General features: G+C 54.3%; 16 protein-coding genes. 9 read left to right on the forward strand and 7 right to left on the reverse strand.

The window, feature by feature from the left end:
- The first annotated feature begins 5 nt into the window (after nt 1-5).
- The 4 genes from ACR3E4_RS02325 (at nt 6) to ACR3E4_RS02340 (ending at nt 3251) form a co-directional block, all read left to right on the forward strand.
- The gene (locus ACR3E4_RS02325) at nt 6-983 is read left to right on the forward strand and encodes an AraC family transcriptional regulator ligand-binding domain-containing protein (RefSeq protein WP_480535270.1); all 978 of its coding nucleotides are present in this window, start codon (nt 6-8) and stop codon (nt 981-983) included.
- Nucleotides 984-1143: 160 nt separating this feature from the next.
- Nucleotides 1144-2010: a cysteine hydrolase family protein gene (locus ACR3E4_RS02330; RefSeq protein ID WP_058282012.1), complete on the forward strand. Its 867-nt coding sequence runs from the start codon at nt 1144-1146 to the stop codon at nt 2008-2010.
- Nucleotides 2011-2058: 48 nt separating this feature from the next.
- Nucleotides 2059-2544 (forward strand): YHS domain-containing (seleno)protein, encoded by a 486-nt coding sequence (locus tag ACR3E4_RS02335; protein WP_480535269.1) that lies wholly within the window; start codon nt 2059-2061, stop codon nt 2542-2544.
- A gap of 137 nt (nt 2545-2681) precedes the next feature.
- Nucleotides 2682-3251 carry a carboxymuconolactone decarboxylase family protein gene (locus tag ACR3E4_RS02340; RefSeq protein WP_480535268.1) on the forward strand — a complete coding sequence of 190 codons (570 nt, stop codon included), beginning with the start codon at nt 2682-2684 and terminating at the stop codon, nt 3249-3251.
- Between the two features lie 19 nt (nt 3252-3270).
- Here ACR3E4_RS02340 and ACR3E4_RS02345 read toward each other — a convergent pair whose 3' ends face one another.
- Nucleotides 3271-4200, reverse strand: coding sequence for a LysR family transcriptional regulator (locus tag ACR3E4_RS02345; protein WP_170626294.1), 930 nt, complete (start codon nt 4198-4200; stop codon nt 3271-3273).
- A 118-nt stretch (nt 4201-4318) separates the two neighbouring features.
- On the opposite strand from ACR3E4_RS02345, the gene ACR3E4_RS02350 reads away from it, so the two are divergent.
- Genes ACR3E4_RS02350 through ACR3E4_RS02365 form a run of 4 tightly spaced genes read left to right on the forward strand, consistent with a single transcriptional unit; the run spans nt 4319 to nt 7504 of the window.
- Nucleotides 4319-4945, forward strand: a complete 627-nt coding sequence (locus ACR3E4_RS02350; protein WP_480535267.1) for a pyridoxamine 5'-phosphate oxidase family protein — start codon at nt 4319-4321, stop codon at nt 4943-4945.
- A gap of 60 nt (nt 4946-5005) precedes the next feature.
- Nucleotides 5006-5986 (forward strand): alpha/beta fold hydrolase, encoded by a 981-nt coding sequence (locus ACR3E4_RS02355; RefSeq protein ID WP_480535266.1) that lies wholly within the window; start codon nt 5006-5008, stop codon nt 5984-5986.
- Between the two features lie 54 nt (nt 5987-6040).
- Nucleotides 6041-6952, forward strand: coding sequence for a PhzF family phenazine biosynthesis protein (locus tag ACR3E4_RS02360; protein WP_480535265.1), 912 nt, complete (start codon nt 6041-6043; stop codon nt 6950-6952).
- Between the two features lie 21 nt (nt 6953-6973).
- Nucleotides 6974-7504, forward strand: a complete 531-nt coding sequence (locus tag ACR3E4_RS02365; RefSeq protein WP_480535282.1) for an SDR family NAD(P)-dependent oxidoreductase — start codon at nt 6974-6976, stop codon at nt 7502-7504.
- A gap of 259 nt (nt 7505-7763) precedes the next feature.
- Here the strand turns inward: ACR3E4_RS02365 and ACR3E4_RS02370 are convergent, their stop codons facing one another.
- Nucleotides 7764-8384: a TetR/AcrR family transcriptional regulator gene (locus ACR3E4_RS02370; protein ID WP_480535264.1), complete on the reverse strand. Its 621-nt coding sequence runs from the start codon at nt 8382-8384 to the stop codon at nt 7764-7766.
- Nucleotides 8385-8555: 171 nt separating this feature from the next.
- Here ACR3E4_RS02370 and ACR3E4_RS02375 point away from each other — a divergent pair, with 171 nt between their 5' ends.
- Nucleotides 8556-9950: an aminotransferase gene (locus tag ACR3E4_RS02375; protein WP_480535263.1), complete on the forward strand. Its 1395-nt coding sequence runs from the start codon at nt 8556-8558 to the stop codon at nt 9948-9950.
- Between the two features lie 64 nt (nt 9951-10014).
- Here the strand turns inward: ACR3E4_RS02375 and ACR3E4_RS02380 are convergent, their stop codons facing one another.
- The 5 genes from ACR3E4_RS02380 to ACR3E4_RS02400 all read right to left on the reverse strand — a co-directional run bounded on the left by ACR3E4_RS02380 (nt 10015) and on the right by ACR3E4_RS02400 (nt 17145).
- Entirely contained in the window at nt 10015-11583 is a 1569-nt protein-coding gene (locus ACR3E4_RS02380; RefSeq protein ID WP_480535262.1) for a trimethylamine methyltransferase family protein, read from the reverse strand.
- Between the two features lie 25 nt (nt 11584-11608).
- Nucleotides 11609-12808 carry an aromatic ring-hydroxylating oxygenase subunit alpha gene (locus ACR3E4_RS02385; protein WP_480535261.1) on the reverse strand — a complete coding sequence of 400 codons (1200 nt, stop codon included), beginning with the start codon at nt 12806-12808 and terminating at the stop codon, nt 11609-11611.
- Nucleotides 12809-12816: 8 nt separating this feature from the next.
- The gene (locus ACR3E4_RS02390; protein WP_480535260.1) at nt 12817-14883 is read right to left on the reverse strand and encodes an oxidoreductase; all 2067 of its coding nucleotides are present in this window, start codon (nt 14881-14883) and stop codon (nt 12817-12819) included.
- Between the two features lie 94 nt (nt 14884-14977).
- Entirely contained in the window at nt 14978-16033 is a 1056-nt protein-coding gene (locus ACR3E4_RS02395; protein WP_170576840.1) for an extracellular solute-binding protein, read from the reverse strand.
- Nucleotides 16030-17145 carry an ABC transporter ATP-binding protein gene (locus ACR3E4_RS02400; protein ID WP_480535259.1) on the reverse strand — a complete coding sequence of 372 codons (1116 nt, stop codon included), beginning with the start codon at nt 17143-17145 and terminating at the stop codon, nt 16030-16032. The genes ACR3E4_RS02395 and ACR3E4_RS02400 overlap by 4 nt, the downstream gene beginning before the upstream one ends.
- Nucleotides 17146-17158 lie beyond the last annotated feature (13 nt).

The following is a 17158-nucleotide window of genomic DNA, read 5'->3' on the forward strand; positions in this document are numbered from 1 at the left end:
GCGCGATGGCCAACGCCGCCGGGATGACGCTGAACGACGATGGCGCCCTGATTTCGAATGGCGCTGTCGTGCTGCGTTTACCAGAAGCTCAAGACGGCCAATTGGCGGATGATGCGTATTTCGATTTGATAGATTGGATTCGTGCGCAACAAGCGGACGAGGCCGCGTTGGTTGAGGCCTATGCAAACGCGATTGCGACCGATGATCTCGGCGTACTTGGCTTGGCCGTTAAGACAGCTCCGACCTTGCGGCAATCATTGCAACGGATCGAGCGCTATTTTCGTCTCGTCACGGACACCGCAGTTTACAAACTTGATGAAACCGGCGACCCGGTTCTTTGGATTTTTGAAGGACAAACACCACATCGCGCCGCCTTGGAGCTGCGCAACGAATGCGCGCTTGCGGCCTTTGCGAGGAACATGCATCGGTTTGTGGGTGATGGGTTGTCGCTCGCATATGTCACGTTTCAGCATGCATGCAGACAAGAGCCAGAACATTACGCCGAATATTTCGGGTGCCCGGTTCGATTTGGGAGCGCCCACAACGCCATTGCTATGCGCCCTGCTATGCTGGAAAGCGAAAATCGTCTTGGCGATCCGGGCTTGTCAGATTTCATGACGAAGCACCTGGATGAGGAGTTCAACTCTCGCGATGACGACACCTCACTGAGCCAAGCAATTGTCCACCGGCTTACGCCAGCCCTAAGTAACGGCGCACCGCAGGCGGCGCATGTCGCCCAAGAGATGGGAATGAGCGAGCGCACTCTTTACCGCAGGTTGGCCGAAGAAGGGCTGACCTATCGCGACGTTCTTGGTCAGGCACAAGTTGCACTCGCTCGTGACCTGCTCCGTGACGGTAAGGCTTCCATAGCCGAGATCGCCTTTATGACCGGGTTTTCGGAACAGAGCACGTTCAGCCGCGCCTTCAAGCGCTGGGTTGGCCAGGCTCCGGCACGATTCAGGCAGCAGGCGACCTCCGACTAGGCACACACCTCAAGACCACATGGCAGGTTCGGCCAAAACCTTGGCAGAGCGGGCCGATACCTCAATCGATGTGGCGCCTAACTTCTTCTTTGTCAGATCCACCTGGGGCGCTCCCGAGTAAAGCAAACCCATTTACCCTCTCAGACAAAGGAAATTTGCAATGAGCAATCATGACCACAAACATGGAGCAAGCTGCGCTTGCGACGTCACGCCCGAACGCGTTGATATGGCGCGCCGGCGACTCTTGCAACAAGCCGCCGGTGCGGCCGCGGCAGGTACAACAATAGTGGCTGGCGGGCAGGCCCTTGCCGCGACCGACGAAGCACGCGCCTACTATGCTGACCCGGAAAATCCAGGCCTTCCCCAAATCGACATGACCATTGAGCCGGGGCGTACTGCGCTTGTGGTGACCGACCCCCAGATTGATTTTTTGTCAGAGGACGGTGTGACGTGGGGTGTCGTTGGCGAAAGCGTCACCGAACAGGGCACGGTCGACAATATCGAACGGCTTTTCATTGCCGCCAAGGCTGCGGGGATGCCGGTCTTCATCTCGCCCCACTATTACTACCCGCATGACCACAAGTGGGAGTTCGAGGGCACTCTGGAAGCCACGATGCACAGCATCGGCATGTTTGACCGCCTGGGACCGCTCAATTTGGACAACTTCGAGGGCTCAGGTGCCGACTGGATGCCGCAATACAAGAAGTACATCGAGGATGGCGAAACCATCATTTGCTCGCCACACAAGGTTTATAGCCCTGCTCAGAATGACCTGAACCTGCAATTGCGTAAACGCAAGATCGACAAGGTGATCCTCGCGGGGATGTCGGCGAACCTGTGTACGCAGGCGCATCTCTACGAGCTGCTGGAGCTGGGCTACGAAGTCGCTGTCGTTCGCGATGCCACAGCCGGGGCCAAGGTGCCTGAAGGTGACGGGTATCTCGCCGCCATAATCAACTTCCGAATGGTCGCCAACGGCGTCTGGTGGACCGACGACGCGGTTGAGCGCATTGGCCAATCGGCCTGACCCAAATCGATCTTCAAATTTGATCCTGACATCCTGAAAGGACATATCATGACACGCATCTTTACATTTACCGCACTTACAACAGCGTTGACTCTCGCCCTGGCGGCGGCGGCATTGGCTGACGATGAATACAACGTTTCGAACAGTCTTACCTTGACCGGGCAGCCCCTCGGCATGCATGGCGTCGATCCTGTATCGATGTTTGAAGCCGAAAAACCCGAAATGGGCAACGCCACTTTTACATCGGCCCATGATGGAGTGGACTACTATTTTGCGTCGCAGGCAGCGCAAGCCACATTCGAGGCGGATCCGACGGCACATCTGCCTCAATTCGGCGGGTTCTGCGCCTTTGGCGTCTATGTAGGCAAGAAGCTTGATGGCGATATTCGGTATGCCGATATCGTGGACAACAAGCTCTATCTCTTTGTGAATGAGGACATCTTCAAGAAGTACCTTGAGGACAAAGAGACCGTGATCCAAGGCGCCCATGCCAAGTGGGCAGACATCCACCACACGCCTGTCGGCAGCCTTTGATCGAGGAATTTGGTGGCTTTTGCCGGTCGGAGCCACCGCTGCCTCTCCCCTCCCCAAAAGGCCGGCATTTCTCCAAGACGCCCTGTCCGCAATGACAATTTGCGTGCGTCGAAAACTCTTCCCAAAGGAAACCAGACATGACTGATTTTGAGACCTATACAATCGCCTCAGCCCCTGATGCCGCGAAACCAATTCTAGAAGCATCGCTGAAAGGATATGGTTTTGTGCCCAACCTTTATGCGGCCATGGCCGAAGCGCCCGCAATTTTGGAAGGCTATACGACACTTTCCAACATCTTTGGAAAGACCAGCCTGTCAGAGACTGAGCGCCAGATCATCCTTATGACTAACAACCGGTTGAACGGGTGCAAGTACTGCATGGCCGCCCATACCACTCTTTCACAGATGGCCGGTGTCCCCGAAGACGTGATCGCAGCGTTACGCGATGGCAGCCCTATCGCCGACCCCAAATTGGAAGCACTGCGCAAATTCGCCATCGCGATCAACGAAAGCCGAGGCTGGCCCAGCGACGCACAGGTCGAGGCGTTTCTGACGGCTGGTTACACACGCCAATCTATGCTGGAAGTCATCCTCGGCACAGCGTTGAAAACCTTGTCGAACTATACGAACCATGTGGCGGACACCGCGTTGGATGATGCCTTTGTGCCAAATGCATGGATCGCCCCGGTCGCTGCGGTGGCTGAATAGCGCGACGCCCGCCCATTTGTTAATCTTGCTTTTGGACCTGTGTTTGGTTCCCGACAAGAAGGGGATCTGATTTGAGACGTCCGACAGCAAAGTCAACAAAAGTGCGCACCTTCGCAGACACGGTTCGTCCCTCTTGATGCACAAGATGGATGGGGACTTCGGGTGGTTCATACGACTTTAGAACAGTCTTGAGCCGCCCATCTGCAATGTAGGGTGCGACTTGATAGGACAGAAGCCGCCCGACACCATGACCTTGCAAGGCCAACTCGATCACAGCGTCATTTGTGTTCATGCTGATGCGTGGGCTCATGCGTTTGGTGACAGTCTTTCTGCCCCGTTGAAAATGCCATTGGGCCGATGCATTCAAGGCAGTTGAATTAATGATTGCATGGCAGGGTAAATCGTCGGGCGTATCTGGTTCGCCATATCGGTCAAGATATTTACGGGAAGCAAACACGACCTGCCTCACCGTACCACATCTGACAGCCATCAAACTGGAATCAGCGAGGTTGCCAATTCTGATCCCGACGTCGAGACCCTCATCAATCAGATTGACCACTCGGTCCACATAGAGCGTGCGCGCTGAGAGCTTTGGATACAGATCCAGAAAATCGCCCAAAATTGGGGTAACGAACATACGGCCAAACAGGACTGATGCAGTAACACTAATTTCCCCGGTCGGTTCGGCATAGGAACCGACAGCGGCGCGCTCGGCCTCTTCAAGGTCAGTCAGAATACGTCTGGCATCCTCAAAAAACCTTTGCCCGCTATCAGTCAGCATCACTGAGCGCGTTGTGCGTACCAAAAGACGTAGCCCGAGGTTGTCCTCAAGCATAGAAACCATTCGGGTCACTGTCGGTGGTGACATGTTGAGGTCGCGGGCCGCAGCAGCGAAACCTTTTAGTTCGGCGACCTTCACAAAGACTTTTAACGCGTGAAATCTGTCCAAGACATTATTCCATATTTTTGAATAATATATTGCCAAGTATCCAAATTCCGCAACTTGAATGCCCCAATTAACTTCACCTCAGTCCCAGGGCATCGCCCAGGCCGAGATGGAGAATTCAATGGCACGACCCTTTGCAGAGATCAGCTTCACGCCCTCCGTTCGCGAAACGCAGGCCAAAAAAGGGTCTGCTAACGGCTACGCGAAGTTTCTGGACGGCACGCGTCAGGAGGACTCTATCAGCCCGGTCGAGGCCAGGTTCATCGAGCAAAGAGACGGCTTCTATCAGGCAACAGTCTCGGAAACCGGCTGGCCCTATGTACAATTTCGCGGTGGGCCTGCGGGTTTTCTGAAAGTGTTGGATGAACGGACACTTGCCTACGCCGATTTCCGCGGCAACCGGCAGTATCTCAGCACTGGGAATCTGCTGGGCAATGACCGCATCTCGCTGATCCTGATGGACTACCCCAATCAGAAGCGTCTCAAGATCTGGGGTCAGGCGATGATCATTGGTGCCGAGGACGATCCGGCCCTGATGCAGCGCCTGAGAGCGCCGGACTATCGCGCTCACCCAGAGCGGGCGGTTGTGATCAAGCTTGAAGCGATGGACTGGAACTGCCCACAGCACATCCCCCAACGCCTGACCTTTGAAGAGTTTGAAGATTATCTGGCCCCGTTTCGCACTGAGCTGGCAGCGCTGAAAGCACGAAACGCAAGGCTCGAAGCGTCGCTCGGACAGCAAAACTGACCCGTATCAATCCTGGCGTGTTCAGACGTGCCCCCCATAACCCAATGAAAGGAAACATCCATGTCGCGCAATCTAATATCCGTCCTGAACGCCAGCATTCTCGCACTTTCCATTGCTGGGCCATGGGCACCAGTCGCCGCCATTGCCGCAGAGACTGGAATTGAAGCTACGCAAGCCGTCAGCTTCCGCACGGAAGAAATCGGCGACATCGCTATCGCCTATCGTGAAGCCGGAGATCCAAACAGACCTACTGTCCTGCTGCTTCACGGTTTTCCGACCTCATCACATATGTTCCGCAACCTTATCCCTGAACTGGCCAAGCACTACCACGTGATCGCACCCGATTATCCCGGATTTGGAGCTTCGGAAATGCCAATGGCCGAAGGCTTCGAGTATTCCTTCGCGAATATCTCCGAAATGATGACATCGCTGCTCGACCGGAAGGGAGTCGAACAGTACTCGGTCTATCTGATGGATTACGGTGCCCCGGTTGGTTTCCGTATGTTTGCGGAACAACCCGAACGGGTCACTGGCTTTATCATTCAAAACGGGAATGCTTATGAAGAAGGGCTGCGCGAGTTCTGGGATCCAATCAAAGCCTATTGGGTCGAGCCGTCGCAAGAGAATGGCGACCAGCTTCGTGGGTTCCTCACTCTGGATGCAACCGAATGGCAGTTCACCCACGGTGTTAAAAACCCGGAACTGGTCAGTCCCGACAATTATTGGCATGTCCAATACCTGCTCGACCGCGAAGGTAATCAAGAGGTGCAACTTGAACTCTTCCTGGACTACGGCACCAACGTTGCCGAGTACCCAAAATGGCAAGCGCTGTTTCGCGAGCATCAACCCCCGGCGCTGCTGATGTGGGGCAAGAATGACCACATTTTTCCGGTCGAAGGCGCCTATCCCTATCAACGCGATCTGAATGATCTCGATTTTCATCTGCTCGATACGGGTCACTTCGCTCTGGAAGAATATGGGCCCGAGATTGCGGCGCAGATGACCGCCTTTCTGAACCGCATCACCGCGGCCAGTAACTGACGTAAAACTGGCCGCACCATGCTCAAAGGTGCGGCCGACGCATGGAGAAAACCAATGAATACGCAAGCAAATACTGTCAGACAGGTAACGGTTGAAATCGTTCACGGCTTTGTCGACGGTGGCGCCGGTGGAAATCCCGCAGGCGTCGTCCTGGATGCTGATGAATTGAGCGAACAGGATATGCAAACCGTCGCGGCAAGCGTTGGATTGTCCGAAACGGCCTTTGTGTCGCAGTCCGAGACCCAGGGCTTCAAACTGGATTTCTTCACACCGAACAGGCGCATCGCTCATTGCGGTCATGCAACAATTGCCGCCTTCTCGCGCCTTGATGTGCTAGGCCGGATTCCCAATCCCGACACCTCGAAGGAGACGGTTGATGGGCCAAGGCGCATACTAATGAATGAGGGTGCCGCCTATATGGAACAGCTGGCCCCAAAATACACGATACCAGAGGAATGGGTGGAAAAAGGTGTAAGCATCGACGATGTACTGAACTCCCTTGGGATCGGCAGACATCACCTTGATCGGGAAATACCACCGGTTTTAGTCAATACCGGTAACAGTTTCATTGTCATCGGCCTCGCTGATGCCGATGGTCTTGCCAATGTGAAACCAGATTTTGCCAAAATCACGCAAATCAGCGAACGACTGGATTTGATCGGCTATTACGTCTTCACAAGAGACCCATCGGCGACCAACCGAGACGCGACGACCCGCATGTTTGCGCCCCGATACGCGATTGAAGAAGAAGCCGCGACGGGGATGGCTGCGGGGCCTTTAGCATGTGTATTGCACGACTTTGGCGGATCATCTCGACGATCATTTCAAATCGAACAAGGGGTGTTTATGAACCCGGCGAGTCCGAGCTTGATAAAAGTTGATCTGGACATCGATTATGGAACAATTTCCGGCCTGATGGCGGGTGGCTACGGCAAGGTCATGTGCTCGCATCGAATTGGTTTCTAGCGTTGCGCTCGCGGCGAATGGCTGGCTTGGGACAATACGCTGGGTGTAAACCTATGGGGTCCGATCCACGGCACCCAGGTCTTCGCGCCAAACATGATCGCCCGTGGCAGACCAGGCGCAATTATCAATACAGGGTCCAAACAAGGCATCACGACCCCGCCAGGTAACCCGGCTTACAATGTCTCAAAGGCGGCTCTCAAAGCCTTTACCGAGGCACTGTCCCACGAACTCAGAACGGGTTCAGGTCATCAGATTACCGCGCATCTAATGATCCCTGGATTCGTCTATACCGGCATGATCTCCGCGCCCGAGAAGCCTGCCTCTGCCTGGACCGCAGAGCAGACTGTCGACTTCTTTGTCGCAAGCGTGAACCGCGGGGATTTCTACATCCTTTGCCCCGACAATGACGTTTCACGCGATACTGATGAGAAACGCATCGCTTGGAGCGCTGGAGACATCATTGAAAATCGCCCACCTCTCAGCCGATGGCATCCAGACTATAAGGAAGCGTTCGCGAATTTCATGGCGAAGTCTGGCCAATCAACGCTGTAGTCCAACAATTATGACAAGTTGACGATTGAAGACTGCCGGCAGCTTGACCGGTTGTCGGCAGCCAGAGTTCTGAACAGCCAAAAAGTTCGATATGATGAAACAAATGGTTTTCAGAATGCTCCTTGGCCTGGCGGCGCTGAACAAGCTGCGACTTCTAACGGCTCTCAGGGCTGAGAATCGTGGCGTGTCAATTATTCTCCGGCGGTTGATTTCAGTAGAAATGTTGTCTGTTGTCCTGATCCTGTTTGCAACGGCGACCCTAACCAGTGTTACAACACCTCTCGCCAATCTCTGACGGCTTAAAGTGTTTAGGAAACATCGACTGCAGCACAAACAGGCAGATCTTCAAAGCCTCCGAGGGTTTGAAAATATCTGAGTGCAAATGGTAGTCGGTCCAAAGCCCTTCCAGCAAAGCAACCAACGCGTCTGTTGCAAGTTTGGCGCTTACATCCTCGTACTCGCCTTCGCGCATTATTTGTTCCAACAACTCCAGGATCACCGCGCGGAAACCTTTGTCTCGCGAGTCGATAAAAGGAAATATGTGAGGGTTTGAGAGCGCTTCAGCCCGAAAGGAAAACCAGATCGCGACGTCCCGCGCATTAAGAACCAAGGGGTCGAAATCTGCCTTTATGATAGAGACTAGCTTGTCTGCCGGGTCTAACTCTGGATGGACTGCAATGGCCTTCCACTGCTCCGCGTAGCGGACTGACAACTCCTCAGCCACCGCAAGCAGCAGCTTTTCCTTGGAACCAAAGTGTAGGTTGACCATCCCTTGCGATAATCCCGACAACTCTTGGATTCTTGCCGAAGTTGTTCCGCGTATTCCGTATCTATAAATGGCGTCCGCAGCCGATTGGATCAGCAGCTTTCGGTTCTGCAATTTACCCAGATCTCGGGCATTGGTTGGGGTATCACGCTCGAGAGTAATCTTTTTTCTCCTTCGCTGGGGTAGTCGCCTTTGCCTTCTCGCATTTAGCAATACGACAATTCAAGGATTGACATTGAATGAATGCTTGTTCATTTTGTGATTTATGTTACATTAAGGTGCTGCATGACCCTTTTCAACTCCGACTTTCGGTCCATACGAGAATGGGACAACGAACACTTCCTGCACCCGTGGGAAGGTATGTCACACCTTGGCCAAAATGAACGAACCTTTGCCGAAAGCGGACTTGGCGTTCATGTCGTCACAGAGGACGGAAAGCGCCTGATAGACGGCCCTGCTGGCATGTGGTGCGTTCAATTGGGCTATGGAAACACCGAGATTGCCGATGCGATGGCTCAGCAGGCGAAAGAGATGGCGTATTTTTCGCCCTTCAACAACGCCAACTCAACTCCGGCCCGTTTGGCACATGAAATCGCCAGGAGAACGCCGGGAGATTTGAACCATGTGTTCTTCACGACCGGTGGTTCAACGGCCGTGGATAGTGCGCTGCGGTTTGTACAGTTCCGCAATAACCTGCTGGGAAAACCTCAAAAGAAAATCGTGATATCGCGACAGAAAGCTTATCATGGATCGACTTATCTGGCGGCGTCAGTGTCCGGAAAAGAGCGCGACAAAGGTTGGCTGGACCAGGCAAGTCACCTGACGCGTTTCCTACCGAATGTGAATCCGTATACACGTCGCTCCGATCAGACGGTCGACGATTTTCTGGACGAAAAAATAGCGGATCTGGAAAACATGATCCTGCAGACTGGAGCAGACAAAGTCGCCGCTTTCATCGCAGAACCGATCCTGTGCTCTGGAGGCGTCATCGTGCCGCCGCGGGGGTATCATCAGCGCTGTCTTGAAATCTGCCGGAAGTACGATGTCCTTTACATTTCAGACGAGGTCGTCACCGGGTTTGGGCGACTTGGGCATTGGTTTGCATCCGAAGACGTCTTTGGGGTTAAGCCCGACATCATAACCTGCGCCAAAGGCATGACGTCTGGGTACGTACCCATGGGGGCTTGTATCATCTCTGACCGGCTGATTGCAGATGTAAGCGGAAATAGTGCACAGAACGCTACGTTTTCAAACGGCTTCACTTACTCAGGCCATCCAGTGAGCGCGGCGGCAGGCCTGAAGGCGATTGAAATCATGGAGCGCGACGGCGTTCTGGAACATGTCCGTGCAATCACGCCGCTCTTCGAAGAGCGCCTCCAGGCGCTGGCAGATTTGCCGCTCGTCGGTGATACGCGCGGCATGGGGCTGGTTGGCTGCGTCGAATGTGTTGCAGACGCAAAAGCAGATAATGCACTGGACCTAGATAAATCTGTCGGCGCCCTGATTGATCATCATTGTCAGGAGAACGGGTTGATCCTGCGGCCGATTATCAACATGTGCGTGTTTTCCCCACCTCTGATCATTACGGAAGGTGAGTTGAGCCAGATGTTCGACATCCTCGAAAAAGGTATCCGGCTGGCAACCGAAGACCTAAAGCAGCAGGGTACGTTTAAACCTTAGGAACCACCTCGGCGCGCCATCGCAATTTTCATGGTTGCGATACCTTCGCTTAAGTGCGCTGCGTTTACCCTGCCCGCATCACCTCTGGTGGCAATTTGATCGGGAACTTGGACCGAACCTCCGCATCCGCCTTGCTGCCAAAATAGTTTGGATAGTGATTGGACAGAATATCGTTCACGACTGACCGGCTCCGTTCAAACATATCCTGACGACCGGCTTTTTCCCAAGTATCGGTTAGCTCCCGATCCATCAGGGTTGGATAGACATACTCAGTCTCCATGTATTGCAAGGTCTGCGTGTTGCCGAGGAAATGACCGGGATCAATTGCACATTCGTGGATGACGTCGACCGACAGTGTGTCGTCGCTCACCTCGATACCACGCAGGGTTCGTGAGATCATGCCCGCTGCCTCGTTGTCGATGACCATGGACTCAAAACTGCAACCCATCAGGCTGCCAAGCATACCGCCAAATTCGCAGAGCCTGTTGGCCCCGGCATGGGCCGCCAATGCGAAAGTTAACGCCTTTTCCAGACCGTATTGTGCGTCAGGGATCTTGGAATCCGTCATACCGCAACCGACGCTGGTCGGGAGGTTGTAGAAATTGCCCATTTGGATAGCTGCCGCGGATATCAACGCCTGCTCACCACTGCCACCCGTGAATGAACCAGTTCGCAGATCAGTAATAAACGGCCAAGCTGCAAAGACGACGGGGGTGCCCGGGTTAATCAGATTGGCAATTGCGACGCAAGATAGGGTCTCGGCTACGGCTTGCGCCAAAGTCCCGGCCAGAGGCGCAGGCGACGTCGCCCCAGCTTGTGGCGGAACTGCCAAATCGCAGACAAGCCCCATCTTCGCTGTATCAATCAGGATCTCCAAGTTTTCCCGCCCAAACCGGAGCGGGGATACTATGGGACAACCGCCAAAAATGACCGAGGGTTTCTCGAGGAATTTACCCTCGCCGCCTGATGCCAGATCGAAAAGATGGATTGCGTCCTGAATGTGCTCTCGGGTGCGGAACGTCAGACAAGATGGTTTTTCGCTACCCGCCAGAATGGCGTAGAGCATGCTCATGTCGTGCTCGTAGTCCTGCGGCACATCCGTTGCCAGAACTGTATCACCGGTCATGTGGATGTTGTCGAGCCGGTCAACCAATCGGGTAAAGTCGTAAATGTCTTTGAGTGTCGACGGCCGGTAACTGCGAGTTTCCGCATCAAACGTTGTCACAGCGGTGCCGGAGTTCGCATAGTACACCTTGTCTTTGGTGCAGTGCATGTCATCCTTACCGGCCCGCGATCCGCGTGCATGGACATAGAACTCACTGGCCGCCTTAGCCAAAAGATCTTCCACCAACGCGCGAGGAAAGCACAGTCTACCATGCTCGTTCACCGTCGCCCCTTTAGGCAGCACGAGATCAAGAACTTCCTGCGTTGGATCACCGACGCCCGTACGCTCCAGAATGCTAAGGGCGGCCTCGTGAATATTTGACATGTCAGCATCTGAAAGGGGCTTGTAGCGCCCACCCGAAATGCCCGGCCAGATTGCTTGCGAAGCGACGTTGCTGGTTCGCACGGCTGCACGTGCTTCGCGCCCACCCCCGCGCCGTCTTGATCTGCGCTTCGTTAATTCTGTCATAGTATTTCTCCGAATTCTGAGCGTGTCAGATCATGCTGAAGTAATTGCGATAGAAACCCGGAATACTCCATTCCATCTCGGACAGCGGTCCCGGCACGAAGCGGTGAGAGTTCACGCCCTCTTGGTTGTGACGGATGATCCGCTCATCATCGAGAGACGTGACATGCCAGAGCCATGTCAACGTGTCCTTATCGTAGTCACGACCCTCTTCTGCGTCGCCGCGCACATACCAGACGATCTGAATATCCGTTTCCTGCAGCGCGCGTGGGACGAACCGGTAGCCAACCACGTGATCTGCATAAACAAGGAAGTAGTTCAGCGTCCCGATCCCCAGATCGGTGGCACCGCCATCATGACCTTTCAGTTCACCCAAAGGCGGTGCCAGCGAAGCGCCATCCTTACTACCGGTCAAATAGCCGGGAAACAGCGGGTAGCGGCGCCAATAGACATCTGCACCCGGGGCGAGCGCGTTATCTCCGGTCAGGTCCAGCTCCTCAACGGGCACTCCGGCTTCTTTCATCCGCTCATGAAGAGCGCCGCTGAACTCCAGAACCTGAGCGGGGTCTTTCAACGAATGGCTGCGCGAATAGTCCTGATGAGACGGCGCGCAGTGGTAGCATTCCAGGTAATTCTCCAACGCCAGTTTCCAATTTGCTGGAACCGGGTATGAGGCTTCATGAGCGACCTTCAGGTTTTCAAATTCGAACGGTTTTGACAGTGGGGCCAACTGCACCAACGCAGCATCTAGCGGCGGGGCGTCTTCAGCTGCGCAGACAAAAATCAGACCTTGGAATATCTTCACCTGAACCGGGAACAATCCGTATTGGCCCGGGTCGAAATTCGACCCCATTGAACGCCCGTTTCGTAGCTTGCCGTTCAGATCAAAAGTCCACGCATGATAGGGGCAGATGAAATTGCGTGCCTTGCCTTTCCGTTCAATGCAAACCCGCGATCCCCGGTGGCGGCAAACGTTCAGATGCGCGCGCACCTCACCTTCGCGATCCCGAACGATGATGATGGACTCGGGCCCATAGTCGAACAGGAAATAGTCCCCCGGTTCTGCGACCTGACTAACATGGCCGACCCAGATCCAGTTACGGTTCCAGAACGCGCCGATATCGTTCTCGTATACTGCTTGAGACGTATAGAAGTGACGAGGCAGGGCGAACCCTTCCTGTTGCGCGTCCATCAAATCGCGCATTACTTGCAGGTCATCTTGTGGCATTGCGCACCTCATGCAGATTCAAGGGAAATGACTTCCCGGCGGAAGAATTCACGGTCGATGTCGTCCTCGTTACGTTCGAAATTTCGGGCAGCCATGTGACCCGAATATACGGCATCCGCGATCAAGCCGGGGTTTGCGGCATCTCCGATTAATTCCAACGTTTTCAGCGGACTTGCTGTCAAACCGCAAAGCTCGTCGTAAAGAGTAGTTTCTCGCATTCGCTGCGTCACCAGTACCACGGAGCTGCATTCAATGGAGTTCTCTCGCCCCGTGTAGACGCACTGCAATGTCGCCTGGCCGGGCGCGACACCGGCCAAGGTCTGGGACAGGTTCAGACGAACGCCTTTTTCCAACAGACTGCGTTGCACTTTAGTCTGCTCCAACGTCAATTCGGTAAACGGCGAAACTATTGAGGCCGGCGTTACAAAGACAACCTCTCGCCCAACCTGAGCCAAATGATCAGCCAAGACTCCACCGAGATAGGCTTGATCATCATCGTAGACCACAATCGGGCCGTCCTGCGGCATGACTCCGGCCACAATGTCATCCGGAGTGAAAATCTGAGAACCTAAACCGATTGGTGCACCGTGAAATGCAGATTTCCCGCGCCCGTCTCGCCGCCATTTTGTGCCGGTTGCAACAAAGACGTTCGGTATACCCAACTCGATGACCTCACTGGCTGACAAACGGCTGTCGGTGAACAGTTGAACGTTCCCGCGTTGTTGCAGGTCGTAGATTCTGTGATCTGTCACGCGCTTCCAAGCGGATAGCCCGGTCAGGGCAGCTTCCTGCATCACACGGCCGCCGAACTCTTGCTTTGCTTCCGCCAGAGTTACCTCGTAGCCCCGCCGCGCCAATTGCATGGCGCATTCAAGTCCGGCTGGTCCGCTGCCGACAACAAGCGTGGCTTCCTCGTTTACCCGACGCTCAATGATCTCAGGATGCCATTTCCTCCGCCACTCTTCACCCATAGTCGGGTTTTGGGTGCAGCGTATTGGGACGCCGAGAGAGTCAGATGAAACACAGATATTGCAACCGATACATTCACGTATTTCTTCGATGCGATCTTCCCTAATTTTGTTGGGCAGAAACGGATCGGCGATGGATGGTCGCGCCGCGCCGATAAAATCAAGGATGTCCTTCCTGACCAGTGACGCCATCAAGTCCGGCGACGTAAGACGCCCGACGCCCACAACAGGCTTAGAAGTCACCTGTTTCACGAACTCGATATATGAGGTCTGAAAGCCGTCGCGGGGCTCGAACCGGGTCGTCGCAGAGTCGTTGCTCCAATCCGCCACATTAACATCCCAAAGGTCTGGAAGCTGGGCCAGCAATTCGACTACTGCACGGCCTTCTTCCTGCGCTTGCATCCCCTCTGACCCGAGCATTTCATCAACCGCAAACCGAAGGGCAATGGCGCAATCATCTCCGACCTCTTCCTTGGTTTCTTCCAGAAGCTCGCGGGTCAGTCGCACCCGGTTCTCCAACGAACCTCCATATTCATCCGTCCGATCATTGAACTGTGGCAGCAGAAAATGATGAGGCAATGTCATGTGATGCCCCGCATAGACATACACAATGTCGAACCCGGCTTCGCGCGAGCGACGAGCCGCCGCGCGATGCCACTTGCGAAATTCTCGAATGTCAGCCTTGTCCATTGCCCTTGCCTGTTTCGGGTATGGAGTCTGCAGGACAAGTTCTGATGGAGCCAGCAGAGGCGCGCGGGTCAGGTGGTTTTGGGCATGGTGCCCGTTATGCGCCAATTGGATTGCCGCGAGCGAGCCCTTCTCATGAATTGAGTTGGTTATCAGACGCAGTGCAGGAATATCCTGATCGTCCCAAATTCGGTTTTCAGAATAAGGAGACAAATCTGAAGTCGGATGAATCTCGGCCTCCTGAGTGGACACCACCGCCCAACCGCCCTCGGCTTTCATCGCCCGCATGGCAGCTTCGGCCTGAGGTCGTAAATGACCCAAACCATTGCAGTGGGGCACCTGGTAGAACCGGTTTCGAGCCGTTACTGGCCCGATCTTGACCGGTTCGAAGAGAACAGAATATTCGTCAGCGCCTGACATTGCCGCGCTTCCTCCAAGGAAATTGGAAATTGGTTCGTGGGAATGGAAGGATTTCTACGTCCCCACCATTCCCGGCTGTGTTGTAAGAGTGCCCTTAGAAGCCAGCTTTGATGCGCTCGAATTCCTTCAACATCTTGGCCTCCAGCTCGGGGTTAACAGCGTCAAAGAACAGGCTGCCTTCAAAGAAGCTGTCCACATCCGAAAACCCGTAGGTTTCGATCAGCTCCGGGTCTGCCTGTGCAAAAGCGTCTTCATTGGCGTGGGCATAACCCCAGCTTTCAATGATGTATTTACCGCTTGCCGCAGAGCTGAGTGCGTTCAGCATGTCATAGACTTGCTCATCCGACTGCTTGGCAGATTTCAGATGCACATAACCGCAGACCCAAGTTGCGATACCTTTGTCCACATCACGCATCATGACCGCTGGCGTTTCGTTCCAGATCAGGTTCAGTTCCGATTGGTTCCATCCCCAACCCAGCGTGACCTCACCGCTGGCAATTGCCTGATCCAGTTGGCCGGCGTCAGACCAATAAAAGCGCACGTTCGGATGAATCGCGCGCAGGTAGTCCGCCGCTTTTTGGAATTCCTCGTCACTCATATCGGTATAGCTGGAGGCGCCGGTTGCCAATGCCGCCATTGCAAAGGCACTGGAAGCGGCGTCCGGAATGGCGACTTTGCCCTGATATGCAGGATCAGCAAGCAATTGCAGCGAAACATCATCTGCCGAAATCATATCGGTTCGATAGATAAGACCAGTATTGCCCCATTCGAACGGAACCATGTAGGTCTGCCCATCAATGGTGATGCCATCGACCTCTTTGATCTTGGGCATCAGCTTGTCCCAGTTTTCCAGCTTGCTGGTGTCAATCGGCTTGATCATGTCTGCCGCTACCCACTTTCTCAGGGCATCCGTGCAGGGATGGGCCAAATCAGCTTCAAAACCGGACTGAAGCTTTGTGAACGCTTCTTCCACGCTGCCAAAATAGGTGTAGCTAGGCGCGCCGCCGTACTTTTCGACATAATCGCCGTAGAAACCCTGATCCTCATATCCGGACCAGTCAAAAACGGTCAGATCAGCGGCGTTCGCCAGAGCTTGGCTGGCGGCAAAGGTGGCAACTACTGCTGCCATAAGTGGTGCTGTTTTACTCATTTGTCTCCTCCCAAAGATTCACGTTTACCCAAGTCAATTACCGAGGCGCTTTGAACGCCAAGCCAGACGGTATCGCCGCGCGTGTGATCGACCGTGTGAAAGTAGTTTGGTACTGCGACGGCGATACTGTCTTTCAGACCATCGACGCGCACATAATAGTGGACACTCTCTCCATAAAAGGCGACGTCCGAAACCTCGCCCGGAACAAGAGCATCGTACCCATCCGGCTTTTCCGCACTGATTTCCAATTGCTCAGGACGAACGCCGACAAGAAGTTCCTTGTCATGCACCTGGACGTTGGGGTTCACCCCGATTTCCATCTTCCCAAAGCCCTTAACGTTGACTTCAAGCGTTTCAGCATTCTCTGCAGTCACTTCGGCATCCAGAAAGTTCATTCCACCGATGAAAGAAGCCACTTCCCGGTTACACGGTTGGGAATACAGGACCTCTGGCTTATCCACCTGTTTGAGCTGCCCCGCAAACATGACGCCTATACGGTCGGACATGGTCATCGCCTCGTATTGGTCATGCGTGACCATTACAAAAGTTATTCCAAGCTTCTGCTGAAGACGGCGCATTTCCAATTGCATCGCTTCGCGCAGATTTTTGTCCAACGCAGATAAAGGCTCATCCAGCAGTAAAACCTTGGGTCGCATGACGAGTGCGCGGGCGAGCGCCACTCGTTGCCGCTGACCTCCCGACAACTCGTTGGCCTTACGGTCCTGCAGGCCGCCCAGTTCAACCATCTCAAGCGCCTCGGCAACGCGTTCTTTAATTTCCTTCCGCGAAAGCTTGGTCTTGCGTAATCCGAAGCCAACATTGTCGCCGACATTCAGGTGCGGAAAGATCGCATAACTTTGGAACACCATATTGGTAGGACGCTTGTTGGCGGGCACCTCTCCCATCGTTCGACCATCGATCCGGATCTCGCCTTCTTCGTGATCTTGAAAACCCGCGATGATGCGCAAAGCCGTTGTCTTACCGCAGCCCGAAGGGCCAAGCAGCGAAAAGAACTCACCCTCTTTCAAGGTCAGGTTCAGATTGGACACAGCAACAAAACCTCCAAAGCGCTTCTCAACGCCCTTGATTTCGATGATGTTCTGTTCGCTCATCTTGCTTGTTTCC

Source organism: Ruegeria sp. AP11 (assembly GCF_056535865.1).

Bases quoted from the DNA above. Each gene is read 5' to 3' on its own strand.
- ACR3E4_RS02390 (WP_480535260.1), bottom strand. From the start codon at position 14,883: ATGTCAGGCGCTGACGAATATTCTGTTCTCTTCGAACCGGTCAAGATC.
- ACR3E4_RS02335 (WP_480535269.1), top strand. From the start codon at position 2,059: ATGACACGCATCTTTACATTTACCGCACTTACAACAGCGTTGACTCTC.
- ACR3E4_RS02340 (WP_480535268.1), top strand. From the start codon at position 2,682: ATGACTGATTTTGAGACCTATACAATCGCCTCAGCCCCTGATGCCGCG.
- ACR3E4_RS02385 (WP_480535261.1), bottom strand. From the start codon at position 12,808: ATGCCACAAGATGACCTGCAAGTAATGCGCGATTTGATGGACGCGCAA.
- ACR3E4_RS02355 (WP_480535266.1), top strand. From the start codon at position 5,006: ATGTCGCGCAATCTAATATCCGTCCTGAACGCCAGCATTCTCGCACTT.
- ACR3E4_RS02380 (WP_480535262.1), bottom strand. From the start codon at position 11,583: ATGACAGAATTAACGAAGCGCAGATCAAGACGGCGCGGGGGTGGGCGC.
- ACR3E4_RS02395 (WP_170576840.1), bottom strand. From the start codon at position 16,033: ATGAGTAAAACAGCACCACTTATGGCAGCAGTAGTTGCCACCTTTGCC.
- ACR3E4_RS02350 (WP_480535267.1), top strand. From the start codon at position 4,319: ATGGCACGACCCTTTGCAGAGATCAGCTTCACGCCCTCCGTTCGCGAA.
- ACR3E4_RS02325 (WP_480535270.1), top strand. From the start codon at position 6: ATGGCCAACGCCGCCGGGATGACGCTGAACGACGATGGCGCCCTGATT.
- ACR3E4_RS02375 (WP_480535263.1), top strand. From the start codon at position 8,556: ATGACCCTTTTCAACTCCGACTTTCGGTCCATACGAGAATGGGACAAC.
- ACR3E4_RS02360 (WP_480535265.1), top strand. From the start codon at position 6,041: ATGAATACGCAAGCAAATACTGTCAGACAGGTAACGGTTGAAATCGTT.
- ACR3E4_RS02400 (WP_480535259.1), bottom strand. From the start codon at position 17,145: ATGAGCGAACAGAACATCATCGAAATCAAGGGCGTTGAGAAGCGCTTT.
- ACR3E4_RS02330 (WP_058282012.1), top strand. From the start codon at position 1,144: ATGAGCAATCATGACCACAAACATGGAGCAAGCTGCGCTTGCGACGTC.